Source organism: Phyllobacterium sp. 628, assembly GCF_014189505.1.
Lineage (GTDB): Bacteria > Pseudomonadota > Alphaproteobacteria > Rhizobiales > Rhizobiaceae > Phyllobacterium.
Genome location: NZ_CP050301.1, coordinates 1142970 through 1155309, shown reverse-complemented (window position 1 = coordinate 1155309; position 12340 = coordinate 1142970). Strand labels below are relative to the sequence as shown.

Below are 12340 nucleotides of genomic sequence, written 5' to 3'. Positions count from 1 at the left end.
GAGATATTAGGTGATGCTCATGTCTATCAAACCGCTTGTCATTCTTCCCGATCCGTTGCTGCGCCAGGTTTCCAAACCTGTGGAGCGCTTTGACGCCGATTTGCGCAAATTCTCCAAAGATATGCTCGACACGATGTATGATGCGCCAGGCATTGGTCTTGCCGCGATTCAAGTCGCCGAGCCAGTGCGCATGCTGGTGATTGATCTTGCCAAGGAAGACGAACCAAAGGCGCCGCAGATTTTTATTAATCCAAAGGTGTTGTCGTCCAGTGACGAGCGCAACGTCTATGAGGAAGGCTGCCTGTCGATTCCGGATTATTATGCAGAAGTTGAGCGCCCGGCCAAAGTGCGCGTTGCCTATTTCGATATTGACGGCAAACAGCACGAGATCGAAGCTGACGGATTGCTGGCCACCTGCCTGCAGCACGAAATCGACCATCTCAACGGCGTCCTCTTCATCGATTACATCTCGCGGCTGAAGCGCGAAATGGTGGTCAAGAAGTTCAAAAAGCTCGCCAAGGATCGTGTTCCGAGCCGGCTGGCGGTGTAAGCCATGAGCCTGCGCATCGTTTTCATGGGCACACCGGAATTTTCCGTTCCGGTTCTCAACGCATTGATTGGCCAGGGCCATGAGATCGTTGCTGTCTACAGCCAGCCACCCCGTCCCGCAGGGCGGCGCGGATTGGAATTGACGCCTTCACCGGTGCATCGCAATGCCGAAGAATTCGGTATCGAAGTGCGCACGCCGAAAAGCTTGAAGAGCCCTGAAGAGCAGCAGGCATTTCGTGATCTCAATGCGGATGTCGCCATCGTTGTTGCCTATGGGCTTATCCTGCCGACCGCTATTCTGGAAGGCACGCGGCTTGGCTGCTACAATGGCCATGCCTCGCTGCTGCCGCGCTGGCGCGGTGCCGCACCGATCCAGCGCGCGATCATGGCTGGCGATACCGAAACCGGCATGATGATCATGAAAATGGATGAAGGGCTGGATACCGGCCCTGTTGCCATGGCGGAAAAGCTCAAGATCACGCCAGATATGACCGCAGGCGAGTTGCATGACCAGCTCAGCATGATCGGTGCCGATTTGATGGTGCGCGCCGTGGCAGCGTTGGCGCGTGATAGTCTGACATTGACGCCGCAGTCGGAAGACGGCGTGACTTACGCCTCGAAGATCACGAAGGTCGAAACCCGTATTGACTGGACGATGCCGGCAATCGACATCCACAACCGCATTCGCGGTCTCGCGCCTTTCCCCGGCGCATGGTGTGAAATGGAGATCGGCGACAGCCTCGAGCGTGTAAAACTTCTACGGTCACTTCTTGCCACTGGAGCAGGCAATCCAGGAACCGTGCTCGACGATGATTTGCGTATTGCCTGTGGCGAAGGCGCTGTGCGTTTGCGCTCGCTGCAACGGGCTGGCGGCAAGGTCATGGACGGGCAGGAATTCCAACGTGGCGCCAAAATTGTGCAAGGGGCCCAGCTGCCATGAGCAGCATTTCTATACGCACGCCGCACCTTGCCGACCGGCCACTCATTGCCAAAGTGCTTGAAGATGCCTTTGAAGCACCGGATGAAGCCCAACTGGTGCAGAGTCTGATTGATGGCAACAATGTTGTTCTCGAACTGATTGCGTTGCTGGACGGCGTCATTGCCGGGCACATCCTGTTTTCCAGGTTGCGCGTGGAAGGAAACACGGTTTTTGAAGCAGTTGCGCTTGCTCCGCTTTCCGTAGCGCCGGAACATCAGGGTAAAGGCATTGGATCAGCATTAATCAAGGCCGCCCATGAGCAGCTTATTGCTGCAGGCGAAACGCTAGCAGTCGTTCTCGGCGATCCGGGCTATTATGGCCGGTTCGGTTATACCCGTGAACAGGCGTTGGGGTTTACCAGCCCTTATCAGGGTGAATACCTGCAAGCGCAGGCCTTTGGCGATGCACCAACCTCCGGCACGCTCATCTATGCGCCAGCATTCGGAGCACTCTGATGCCCCGTTACAAATTGACGATTGAATATGACGGCACGCCCTATTCGGGCTGGCAACGGCAGGAAAATGGCCACACGGTTCAGGCTGCCATTGAGCTTGCCATTTTCAAATTCTGCGGCGAAACCATATCCCTCGGCGCGGCGGGGCGTACGGATTCCGGTGTGCATGCTTTGGCGCAAGTTGCCCATGTGGACCTAACAAAGGACTGGAGCAGCGCCAAGGTGCGCGAGGCGCTCAATGCGCATCTGGTTATAGCAGGCGAGACGGTCGGTATCATCAACGTTGAACGCGTCAGTGAACATTTCGACGCGCGTTTTTCTGCCATTGGCCGTCACTATCTCTACCGCATTATCAATCGCAGACCGCCCGCGCCGCTCGAAGCTTACCGGGCCTGGTGGGTGAAAAAGCCACTCGATGCGGAAGCCATGCATGAAGCCGCACAGCGACTGATCGGTACCCATGACTTTACGACCTTCCGGGCAACGCAATGTCAGTCCAAGAGCCCGGTCAAGTCGCTCGATTCTCTCGGTGTCGTGCGCAAGGGCGAGATCATTGAAATCAGGGCGTCGGCGCGATCGTTCCTGCACAACCAAATACGGTCATTTGCCGGAACGTTGAATGAAGTGGGCTGCGGACGCTGGAACGCCGATGATGTCAGCGCGGCGTTGGCGGCACGGGATCGCAAAGCCTGCGGGCCGGTAGCCCCGCCCTACGGTCTCTATCTGACGCAAGTCGATTATCCGATAGTGACCGGCTCCGGCAGGGAAATGCCGAGCATGCCCTGAAGGGCGAACATGAGCAAAACCGATCCCGCGACCAAAACAGCAAAGAAGACCGCCGTATAGGCATGGGTCTTTTTTAATGCCACATAAGTCAGCCGGTAGGTCAGAACCAGCATAATGACATAAAGAGCAAGCCCCAACACTGTCGAAAATTCCGGCCAGTTCGGCATCAGAACCCGTGCCAGCGTTGCCGGCACAGCCAGCCAGGATGTAACGGCAGAGCCCCAATTGCTGGTGATCACATAGGTGCTGAACCGATTGCTCAGACCAAGCTGCCGGGCAGTCAGGAACAGCACGACCAATGGCAAAACCCAGCACGTAAGATCAACGAAGGCAACGCGCCCCACAAGGGAAAGCCGGGTGCCAATGCCCGGCTGTGCGGCAACCATATCATTGGCGAAAATAATCCAGCCAAGGATAAGCGGCGGCAGGGAAACTGTAATGGCTTGAAAGGATTGCCAGAAGCCATCAGCCGAGAGGTCAAACAATTCCACGCCATCGGGATGGCCGGTCATCATCCGCCATGAGCCCCAAAAATATCGCTGAATGTCTTCAAAACTCAGCATGGCCACTCAAGCAAAAAAGTCGGTGATGAACCGCTCATAAATTTGCGTCAGCGTTTCAAGATCGGCAATCGCCACCCGCTCATCCACCATATGCATGGTTTGGCCCACAAGACCGAACTCGACCACCGGGCAATAGTCCTTGATATAACGGGCATCCGAGGTCCCGCCCGATGTGGAAAGCTGCGGGCGCTTACCGGTGACCGCCTCGACCGAGGCCGTCATCGTGCCAATCAGCTTTTCATCATGCGTGAGAAAAACATGGCTCGGGCGGTCGCGCCAGATCAACTCGTAATTGACGGGTGTTTTCTTGCCCGGGCGAAGCTTGCGGCGGCCCGAAGCCTTGTCGAGCCGGTTGTGAATTTCCGCCATCAGCGTTTCATCGGTCCAAGTATCATTGAAACGGATATTGAAGGTTGCGGCAGCCTTGGCCGGAATGACGTTTACCGCAGGATTGCCAACGTCGATGGTGGTGATTTCCAGATTGGTCGCCTGAAAATTCTTCGTGCCTTTGTCAAAGGCGGGGTAAAGCAAACTATCCACGAGCGTTACCAAGCCGCGCCCGGGATTATCCGCCAGATGCGGATAGGCTGCGTGACCCTGAACACCGTTTACGACAACCGAACCCGACAGCGAACCGCGACGGCCGATCTTGATCATATCGCCGAGTTTATCAGGGTTGGTTGGCTCGCCGACAACGGCTGCGTCCCATGTCTCACCCTTGGCCTTGGCCCATTCCAGCAGCTTGCCGGTGCCATTGATGGACGGGCCTTCCTCGTCGCCTGTGATCAGGAATGAAACAGATCCTTTGATGGGACCATGCTTTTCCATAGTGCGCGCAACCGCCGCTGCGAAACAGGCAATGCCGCCCTTCATATCCACAGCACCGCGGCCATACATTTCGCCATTGTGGATTGCCGCGGAAAAAGGCGGATAGGTCCACGCAGCCTCGTCGCCAACCGGCACAACATCCGTATGACCGGCGAACATCAGATGCGGGCCATTGCCGGAGCGGCGGGCATAAAGGTTTTCGACGTCGGGCGTGCCGTCTTCGCTGAAAACCGGCCTTTCGACGTTAAAGCCGAGAGGCGCCAGCATGGCTTCAAGGGCAGTCAGCGCGCCGCCTTCCGCTGGTGTAACCGACGGGCAAGTAATGAGTTGGGCAAGGTTTTTTACGGGATCTGTCGTGGATGTCATATGCAAAGCGATAATCCAAAAGCACCATCCTGTCACGCACTGGATCGCAATCGCGGCATCTGTTTTAATGCCGCAGATTCACGTCAAACCGGGACCGGATCATGATACCCAAGGATAGTCGCATAGTGGTTGCCGGTACGGGTTCAATTGGCTGCTATACGGGTGGGCTTCTTGCGGCGGCAGGTAAGCACGTTACCTTCCTCGCACGTCCGCGTGTCGAAGCGGAAATGCGACAATCCGGGCTCAAGGTGGTTGATCTCGACGGTACGGAAAGAACGGTTCCTGCGGATCAACTCTCCGTGACAAGCGACCCGGCAACCGCATTCGACCATGCCCGCACCATTCTTGTTGCCGTGAAGAGCGGGGCAACGGAAGAAATGGCAGGCCTGATCACCCAGCATGCCCCCGCTGATTGCATTGTTGTCAGCCTGCAAAACGGCGTTGGCAATGCGGATATCCTGCGCAAAAGCCTGCCCGCGACCATGACTATTGTCGCAGGCATGGTGCCGTTCAACGTTGTGCAGTCGGAAGCTGGACAACTCCCGCTAACGGTTCGCCGCACCACACAGGGAACGGTTCTTGTCGACAATAATGTGGCAGGTCTGGCTGATTTCCTGACTGCGCCGGGGCTTGCTGTCAGCGAAAACGACGATATGCAAGGCATTCTCTGGGGCAAGCTGCAGATGAACCTCAACAATGCACTGAATGCGCTGTCCAACCTGCCGCTTGCCACACAACTGGCTGAGCGCGACTGGCGGGTATTGCTTGCCGACCAGATGGGTGAGGCGCTGAAGGTGATGAAAGCGCATGGCATCAAGGCGGCGCCGGTTCAGGGTGTGTCACCGGCAGTGCTGCCATGGGTGCTGCGTTTGCCGGATTTTCTTTTTCGTATAGTGGCGCGAAAAATGCTGGCAATCGATCCGCGCGCGCGCTCGTCAATGTGGGAGGATTTCTCGCGTGGACGGGCAACTGAAATTGATTACCTGCAAGGCGTTATTGTCCGCTTGGGCGACGAGAAGAATGTCAAAACGCCGATAGCCCGCAAAGTCATCGCCTGCGTGAAACAGGCTGAGGGGCAACCGATCCGCTGCCACCCCGTTGCTGAAATCAGGCAGAAAACAGTTTTGTAAAGTCTGCCTAGTCGATCGGCTCGCCTGTCTTGTCCTTCATGGTGAGAAGCGTCAGCGCACTGACCAAAGCTGCCGCCATAACGTAAAAACTTGGAGCCAGCTTGGTTCCCGTCGCTTCGATCAGCAGCGTCACGATGACAGCTGCAAAACCGCCAAAGATGGTGACGGCAAAGTTATAAGCCAGTGACAAGCCGGTAGAACGCAAGCCCGCTGGAAACTGTTCAGCCAGCAAGGCCGGAGCCGGTCCGGTGAAGGCGGCCAGCAAAAGGCCCAGAATGGCCTGAACGATTGCCAGCGTCGCTAGTGTTGGCGATGCATTCACCCAGGCAAAGAGCGGATAAATCAGGACACCGATGGCGATGGCCGCAGTCAGCAACAGCCGTTTGCGCCCTACCCGGTCGGATATCGCACCGGCAATCGGGCAACCCAGCATCAGCACAAGCCCGCCAATCGTTGTCGCGACGAACGCGTCGCCCAGCGGGATGTTGAGCTGTTTGACAGCATATGTTGTCATGTAGAACAACAGAACATAGGTGCAAACCGTCCAGAGGATCGTTACGCCAAAACCTGAAGCAATGCCGCGAGGATGTTCGCGCAAGGCATCGCGCAGTGGCGACTGGCTCTTTTGGGTGTGGCTGTCGGTGAACACGGGCGTTTCATCAACGCGGGCGCGGATGTAGAAACCGACCGGCCCGATCAGCAGGCCCAACAGAAACGGCACACGCCAGCCCCAGCTGTCAATTGCTGCGGGATCAAGCGCATGGGTGACAATCGTGCCGCAAATACCGCCGAGTACGACAGCCAGCGCCTGACTGGTTTGCTGCCAGCTGGCATAAAAGCCGCGTTTTTCCGGCGGGGCATATTCGATGAGGAAGGCGGTGGCACCACCGATTTCGCCGCCGGCAGAAAATCCCTGTATCAGGCGTGCCAGCACAATAACCAGCGGGCCAACGATACCGGCCTGTGCATAGGTTGGAGCAAGGCCAAGCAGTGCTGTACCAACTGCCATCATCAGGATGGTAAAGGTCAACGCGGCTTTGCGCCCGTGCTTGTCTGCATAGACGCCAAGCACGACAGCACCAACCGGGCGCATGAAAAAGCCGACACCATAGGTGCCGACTGTAAGCAGGATCGAGGTCAGATCGTCGGTGGCCGGAAAGAACAACCGCGCGATAATCGGCGTAAAGAAGCCGTAAACCGTGAAGTCAAACCATTCAAGACCATTGCCAATGGTGGCAGCGGCAATAGCGTGCCGCCGCTTTCCGGCGTTAACATCGGTGGATATCGACGAAGCCTGTGCGGTCATACTGGTACCTCAGCTGAGTGGGAATCGGCTTTGGTACCAGCTTCTGTCGGGAAACCGCGTCTGTCCAGTTATAAATCGCCTAATCAGTCGCGCAGCAGTTCATTGATCGAGGTCTTGGAACGCGTCTTTTCATCCACGCGCTTGACGATGACCGCACAATACAGACTTGGGCCCGGCTCATTGTTCGGGAAATTTTTGCCCGGCAGCGTACCGGCGACAACAACCGAATAAGCGGGGACTTCACCATAGAAAATTTCGCCGGTTGCGCGATCAACGATCTTGGTGGATTTGCCGATGAACACGCCCATGCCAAGCACGGCGCCTTCCCGGACGATACAGCCTTCCACGACTTCCGAACGGGCACCGATGAAACAATTGTCTTCGATAATCGTCGGACCAGCCTGCATGGGCTCTAGAACACCGCCGATACCGACGCCGCCGGACAGGTGCACGTGTTTGCCGATCTGGGCGCAAGAGCCAACTGTTGCCCATGTGTCGACCATCGTACCTTCGCCGACATAGGCGCCGAGATTAACGAAGGATGGCATGAGGATCGCGCCCGGTGCGATATAGGCAGAGCGGCGAACGATAGCATTTGGCACAGTTCGGAAACCAGCCTTGCTGAATTCTGTCGCGCCCCAGCCCTCAAACTTGGATGGAACCTTATCCCACCATGTCGAGCCGCCCGGACCACCTTCCACAATGCCCATATGGTTGAGCCGGAAGGACAGCAGAACCGCCTTTTTCAGCCACTGATTGACCTGCCAATTGCCGTCGGCCTGTTTCTCTGCAACACGGGCTTCACCACTGTCGAGCAGCAGCAATGACGTCTCAACCGCATCACGGATTTCGCCGCGTGTTTCAGTATTGACGGCTTCGCGTTCGTCGAAGGCCTTGTTGACGATGGTTTCGAGACTGGCCAGGTCGGGCTTGGACATTTTCAGATCACTCCATTGCACGGGCGGTTAAGGCTGATGTAAGGCCTAGTAAGTTAACTCTGTGAGAGGGTCAATCGCAGCGTCACAATGTTGGACGACGAATAGGATTTAATGTCTGTAAGCGTCATGCGCGTCCGCAGAAGGAGAAATACAATTGAATACCGATGAAAAAAACGGCTGGACACCCTTTTCCCATTCCACCGAAGCCGTCCGCCGTGTCGAGACCGCACCAGAAACGCCGCAGACACAGTCCGACACCTATCGTCTCGCCTTTGCTGACCCTGAGTTCATGACCCGCCGCGACTTGCGCGCGGTACGCCTTCAGCTTGAATTGCTGAAACCGGAAATGGCCCTGACCGAACGGGGTATCCGCTCGACGGTTGTCCTGTTTGGCGGCGCGCGCATCCCCGAGCCGGGCGGCGAAGCTTGGGCCGCAAAGAACGAAGTGCAGAAGAAGAATTTGGAGGCTAATTCGCGTTACTATGCAGAAGCCCGCAAATTCGCGCAGCTGTGCTCGCGCTATTCTTCAACGACCTATAACCGTGAATTCGTTGTCGTCACCGGCGGCGGACCCGGCGTGATGGAAGCGGGCAATCGCGGTGCAGCCGACGTCGGTGCGCCGACCATCGGTCTCAATATTGTGCTGCCGCATGAGCAAGCGCCCAACGAATATGTAACGCCAGAGCTGTGCTTCAATTTTCACTACTTTGCTATCCGCAAGATGCACTTCCTGATGCGGGCAAAGGCGCTGGCCATTTTCCCTGGCGGCTTCGGCACCATGGATGAGACGTTCGAGACACTGACCCTGATCCAGACCGGACGTATGGAGCGGATTCCCGTTCTTCTGTTCGGCAGGTCTTTCTGGGAAAAGGCGATCAATTTTGAATTTCTGGCCGAACAAGGCGTTATTTCGCCATCGGACAGAGAGCTGATCACCTTTGTGGACGATGCCGACGAGGCATGGGGCGTCATCAAAAAATTCTACGAACTGGCTTGATCATCCGATTCATTGATGCTGCGCGGCGGATGAACCCATGTCACCAGCACAACGGAAATAATCATCAGAAGATACCACGAGCCGAACTTGGCGAAAGAAACCATTGCCCAGCCATCGGCCTGCGAAGGATAAATCCACGCTCTCGACCACGTGCCAATGTTTTCTGCAGCCCATATGAACAGCGAAACCAGAAGAAATGCCACGAGCAGTGGCATTTTGTGGCGAAAGCGGAAGACGCGGTAATACATGGTGGTGCGCCAGAACAGGAGCGCCGTTGCCGCGAAGAGCACGATCCTGATATCCGGCATAAAATGATGCGCAAAGAAGTTTGCGTAGATGAAGATGGCGAGCAAAAGCGTCAGCCGAAATGGCGGGTAACGTTCGAGACGGATATCAAAAATTCGATTGATACGCGCCATGTAGGACCCGACAGCCGCGTACATGAAACCTGAAAACAACGGAACGCCGCCGATGCGGAAGAAGCTGAATTCGGGATAAATCCAGGAACCGGCATGGGTCTTGAAGATTTCCATGATTGTTCCCACGATATGGAATATCAGGATGACCTTGGCTTCGCCCCATGTTTCCAGTTTGAATGCGAGCATGCACAACTGAATTCCCACAGCGACAAGAAACAGAAAATCATAGCGGGTGATGACGCTGCCCTCGGGCCAATAGAGCCGTGTGAGCATGATAGCCGCAAGCATTGCGCCGCCAAACAAACACGCCCAGGCCTGTTTGATGCCAAACACCAGAAATTCAACGGCAGCGCCGGCAAAGCCAGTTTGCGGCAACCGGGCTAAAACCCGGTGCGCCGCCGCATCGATGATTGTTTCAACCGATGTAAATCGCTTCAAGCAGGGACACCCACGCTGCTTTTACCCGGCTGAATGGCGTTCAGGAATGATGCGAGATCATCAGTCACATAATCGACGTGATCGGTATAGTCAGGGTCGCGTTCCCAAATTTCCGAAAACGTCGGTTCGAAATTGTGCGGAACGATCAACACCGTCTTCATGCCCAGAGCCTTGGGCTCAATAAGATTGCGGGCGAGGTCTTCGAACATGGCGCTACTTTTGGCATCGATCCCATGCAGATCGAGAAAGCGGTCATAGGTCTGGCGTGCCGGCTTCGGCATCAATTCTGCTGCAACAATATCAAAGATATCGTCAAACTGATCGAGAACCCCAAGCTGCCGTGCCGCACGTTCCGCATGACCGCGATCACCATTAGTGAAAATGAATTTTCGTCCCGGCAGATGTTTGATCGCCATTGCCAGAGCGGGATCGGGAACCAGCCATGAATAGTCGATGTCATGGACCTTCTGCAGAAAATCGTCGGGATCAATGTCGTAGCGATCCATCAGGCCCTTAAGCGTTGTACCGTAATCCTTGTAGAACTGTTTCTGAATCTGCCGGGCATCTGCATGGGAAAGTTGCAGGAGGTTGGCGACATAACCGGTCATTTTGACATCAATCTGTGAAAACAGATTGGAATGATGCGGATAGAGCGTGTTGTCCAGATCAAAGACCCAGTCAGTTACATGAGCGAAGTTCACGGGATCCGGGTTTTTTGTCATAGGCTACTCAAGGTTTTCCATTTGAGAAACAGTCGAAACAACAGGCTGGTACAATCGACTCAATAGACGAAAAAAGTCCGAACTACGACCGTTTTTAAATTTTCCGCTAACAGCAACTTCATGAATGCAGCATAGTACTTTGATAGCAGCGTTAGGGGTGAAATGTTCAGAATTCTGTACAAGTGTGCGTTGGTCACAATTATATCGATTGCTTGTTCCCTGCTGATAACCGGAAGCATCATGCGTGCTTTCGAGATGCACAACTCAATGGGATACGTGATTGCCACGATCTGCCCGCTGACCATCACCCCACCCATCTCGCTGATGGTTTTCAGACAATCCGAACGATTGCGCGTCACGCTTCTCAAGCTGAACCGGGTGATGCAGCAGCTCGAAGATACCAATGCTCAATTACTGGAGAAAGCCTCCAGGGATAGTATGACGGGACTTCTTAACCGAGAGGCCTTTTTCACCCATGTTGACATGATGCGCGAGACAACACCCGGTTCGCTCCTCATTATCGATGCCGATCATTTCAAGAAGATCAATGATGTCCACGGACATTATAATGGCGATGGCGCATTAACCGCGATTGCCCACTGTATCTCCAGGTGCATTAGCGACATTGACAGCATTGGCCGGATCGGCGGCGAAGAATTCGCTATTTTTCTGGCGTCCGATCAGGAAAACGAAGTCCGCGCAATTGCGGAGGCAATTCGCGAAGAGGTGACGTGTATTGAATTCCGTACCCCGGAAAATGAACTCGTGCCCCTGAGCGTCAGTATTGGCGGTATCATCGATATATCCGAAAGTACGATCGCCGATCATTTCCAGACCGCCGACCGCAGACTTTACGAGGCCAAACGCAATGGCCGCAACTGTGTGGTTATCCAACCGGCACTCAGGAATGCTGCCTGATCAGATCTCCGACGGGTCCATAGGCGCACTGTCTTTCCATTGCGCCACAAGCGATGCCATGTCTGCTTTTTCAAAGGCATCGCGCAGCGCGGCAAAGCTTGGGAGAACGAAATAAGCGCGCTGAAACTTGTCGATCTCATAGCCGGTACGCATGACGGTTGTCAGATCGAACGGCACATGATGGGCATCGGGGCTCTCGACAGCATATTGCAACTCGCTGAAGGACGACATCAACCCGGCGCCAAAAGCTTTGACCGGCGCGCCCTCTTCCTGCATCAAGCCGAATTCAGCCGTGTACCAATAGAGCCTTGCCACCATCTGTTCGCCGCCAATACGAACGGCCGCACCACCCTTTTCACCGTAGAGTTGCATGAAATCCGCAAAAACCGGCTGACTAAGGATCGGAACATGACCAAAGAAGTCGTGGAACATGTCGGGCTCAACGATGTAATCGAGCTCCTTCTTGCTGCGCAGCCAATTGGTCACCGGAAAACGGCGATTGGCAAGGTGATCGAAGAATGGCTCATTGGGGATAAGTCCCGGCACAGCAACAATCTCCCAGCCAGTGAGTTTGCGCAATCTGTCGGTTACTTCATGAAAATCCGGGATACGATCGAGCAGACCGAGGGCATCGACACCGTCGAGATAACTGCGATGCGCAAGACGTGACGTCAGCTTGGTCTGACGGTCGCACAGGGTGCGCCAAACCTCCTGATCCTCAGCGGAATAGTCATATTGCTGCTCAACAGTAAAATCGGCCTGACAGGCCTGATAATTACCACGCAAGCCCTGCGCCTCACATTCACGGGCATAGGCTTCAACGCTGATGGTCATGAATTCCTCCTCGATTCCTCACTCCGAAGACAGGATATGATGGAGAAGCGAGAGAATTTGACCTTATTGGCTCGCTGTAGCAGATTATCGAGAGAATATTCACGTGCTTTGGA

At 55.2% G+C, this 12340-nt stretch carries 14 protein-coding genes; 7 read left to right on the top strand and 7 right to left on the bottom strand.

The annotated features are described in order from the left end of the window. Positions 1-19: 19 nt before the first annotated feature. The 4 genes from def to truA are packed head-to-tail and all read left to right on the top strand — an operon-like array spanning position 20 to position 2768. Complete coding sequence (gene def, locus HB779_RS07255) at positions 20-550, top strand: peptide deformylase (RefSeq protein WP_188345077.1); 531 nt, start codon at positions 20-22, stop codon at positions 548-550. A 9-nt stretch (positions 551-559) separates the two neighbouring features. Next, positions 560-1489, top strand: coding sequence for a methionyl-tRNA formyltransferase (gene fmt, locus HB779_RS07250; protein ID WP_188345814.1), 930 nt, complete (start codon positions 560-562; stop codon positions 1487-1489). Next, positions 1486-1983, top strand: coding sequence for a GNAT family N-acetyltransferase (locus HB779_RS07245; protein WP_188345076.1), 498 nt, complete (start codon positions 1486-1488; stop codon positions 1981-1983). The genes fmt and HB779_RS07245 overlap by 4 nt, the downstream gene beginning before the upstream one ends. Beyond that, a complete protein-coding gene (gene truA, locus HB779_RS07240; RefSeq protein ID WP_188345075.1) occupies positions 1983-2768 on the top strand; it encodes a tRNA pseudouridine(38-40) synthase TruA in 786 nt (261 codons plus the stop codon). Before HB779_RS07245 ends, truA begins: the two co-directional genes overlap by 1 nt. Here the strand turns inward: truA and HB779_RS07235 are convergent. Further along, positions 2720-3331: a hypothetical protein gene (locus HB779_RS07235; protein ID WP_188345074.1), complete on the bottom strand. Its 612-nt coding sequence runs from the start codon at positions 3329-3331 to the stop codon at positions 2720-2722. The genes truA and HB779_RS07235 overlap by 49 nt on opposite strands. Before the next feature lie 6 nt (positions 3332-3337). Beyond that, positions 3338-4525: a succinyl-diaminopimelate desuccinylase gene (gene dapE, locus HB779_RS07230; RefSeq protein WP_188345073.1), complete on the bottom strand. Its 1188-nt coding sequence runs from the start codon at positions 4523-4525 to the stop codon at positions 3338-3340. Positions 4526-4626: 101 nt separating this feature from the next. On the opposite strand from dapE, the gene HB779_RS07225 reads away from it, so the two are divergent. Further along, positions 4627-5655: a 2-dehydropantoate 2-reductase gene (locus HB779_RS07225; protein WP_188345072.1), complete on the top strand. Its 1029-nt coding sequence runs from the start codon at positions 4627-4629 to the stop codon at positions 5653-5655. Between the two features lie 7 nt (positions 5656-5662). Here the strand turns inward: HB779_RS07225 and HB779_RS07220 are convergent, their stop codons facing one another. Both HB779_RS07220 and dapD read right to left on the bottom strand, forming a co-directional pair. Then, on the bottom strand, positions 5663-6961 hold the full coding sequence (locus HB779_RS07220) for an MFS transporter (protein ID WP_188345071.1): 1299 nt from the start codon (positions 6959-6961) through the stop codon (positions 5663-5665). Between the two features lie 83 nt (positions 6962-7044). Beyond that, positions 7045-7899, bottom strand: coding sequence for a 2,3,4,5-tetrahydropyridine-2,6-dicarboxylate N-succinyltransferase (gene dapD, locus HB779_RS07215; RefSeq protein WP_188345070.1), 855 nt, complete (start codon positions 7897-7899; stop codon positions 7045-7047). 154 nt (positions 7900-8053) lie between these two features. Between dapD and HB779_RS07210 the strand changes: the two genes are divergently transcribed. Then, the gene (locus HB779_RS07210; protein WP_188345069.1) at positions 8054-8896 is read left to right on the top strand and encodes an LOG family protein; all 843 of its coding nucleotides are present in this window, start codon (positions 8054-8056) and stop codon (positions 8894-8896) included. Here the strand turns inward: HB779_RS07210 and HB779_RS07205 are convergent. Beyond that, complete coding sequence (locus HB779_RS07205) at positions 8881-9753, bottom strand: DUF817 domain-containing protein (protein ID WP_188345068.1); 873 nt, start codon at positions 9751-9753, stop codon at positions 8881-8883. The genes HB779_RS07210 and HB779_RS07205 overlap by 16 nt on opposite strands. Further along, complete coding sequence (locus HB779_RS07200; protein WP_188345067.1) at positions 9750-10475, bottom strand: pyrimidine 5'-nucleotidase; 726 nt, start codon at positions 10473-10475, stop codon at positions 9750-9752. Before HB779_RS07200 ends, HB779_RS07205 begins: the two co-directional genes overlap by 4 nt. A 240-nt stretch (positions 10476-10715) precedes the next feature. Between HB779_RS07200 and HB779_RS07195 the strand changes: the two genes are divergently transcribed. Continuing rightward, on the top strand, positions 10716-11393 hold the full coding sequence (locus HB779_RS07195; protein ID WP_188345066.1) for a GGDEF domain-containing protein: 678 nt from the start codon (positions 10716-10718) through the stop codon (positions 11391-11393). Here the strand turns inward: HB779_RS07195 and phhA are convergent, their stop codons facing one another. Further along, the gene (gene phhA, locus HB779_RS07190; protein WP_188345065.1) at positions 11394-12227 is read right to left on the bottom strand and encodes a phenylalanine 4-monooxygenase; all 834 of its coding nucleotides are present in this window, start codon (positions 12225-12227) and stop codon (positions 11394-11396) included. Between the last annotated feature and the right edge of the window lie 113 nt (positions 12228-12340).

What these genes read in the sequence shown, in the direction of transcription:
- HB779_RS07235 (WP_188345074.1), bottom strand. Translation starts at nt 3,331, where the DNA reads ATGCTGAGTTTTGAAGACATTCAGCGATATTTTTGGGGCTCATGGCGG.
- HB779_RS07200 (WP_188345067.1), bottom strand. Translation starts at nt 10,475, where the DNA reads ATGACAAAAAACCCGGATCCCGTGAACTTCGCTCATGTAACTGACTGG.
- dapE (WP_188345073.1), bottom strand. Translation starts at nt 4,525, where the DNA reads ATGACATCCACGACAGATCCCGTAAAAAACCTTGCCCAACTCATTACT.
- HB779_RS07225 (WP_188345072.1), top strand. Translation starts at nt 4,627, where the DNA reads ATGATACCCAAGGATAGTCGCATAGTGGTTGCCGGTACGGGTTCAATT.
- HB779_RS07245 (WP_188345076.1), top strand. Translation starts at nt 1,486, where the DNA reads ATGAGCAGCATTTCTATACGCACGCCGCACCTTGCCGACCGGCCACTC.
- HB779_RS07220 (WP_188345071.1), bottom strand. Translation starts at nt 6,961, where the DNA reads ATGACCGCACAGGCTTCGTCGATATCCACCGATGTTAACGCCGGAAAG.
- HB779_RS07195 (WP_188345066.1), top strand. Translation starts at nt 10,716, where the DNA reads ATGCGTGCTTTCGAGATGCACAACTCAATGGGATACGTGATTGCCACG.
- dapD (WP_188345070.1), bottom strand. Translation starts at nt 7,899, where the DNA reads ATGTCCAAGCCCGACCTGGCCAGTCTCGAAACCATCGTCAACAAGGCC.
- phhA (WP_188345065.1), bottom strand. Translation starts at nt 12,227, where the DNA reads ATGACCATCAGCGTTGAAGCCTATGCCCGTGAATGTGAGGCGCAGGGC.
- truA (WP_188345075.1), top strand. Translation starts at nt 1,983, where the DNA reads ATGCCCCGTTACAAATTGACGATTGAATATGACGGCACGCCCTATTCG.
- def (WP_188345077.1), top strand. Translation starts at nt 20, where the DNA reads ATGTCTATCAAACCGCTTGTCATTCTTCCCGATCCGTTGCTGCGCCAG.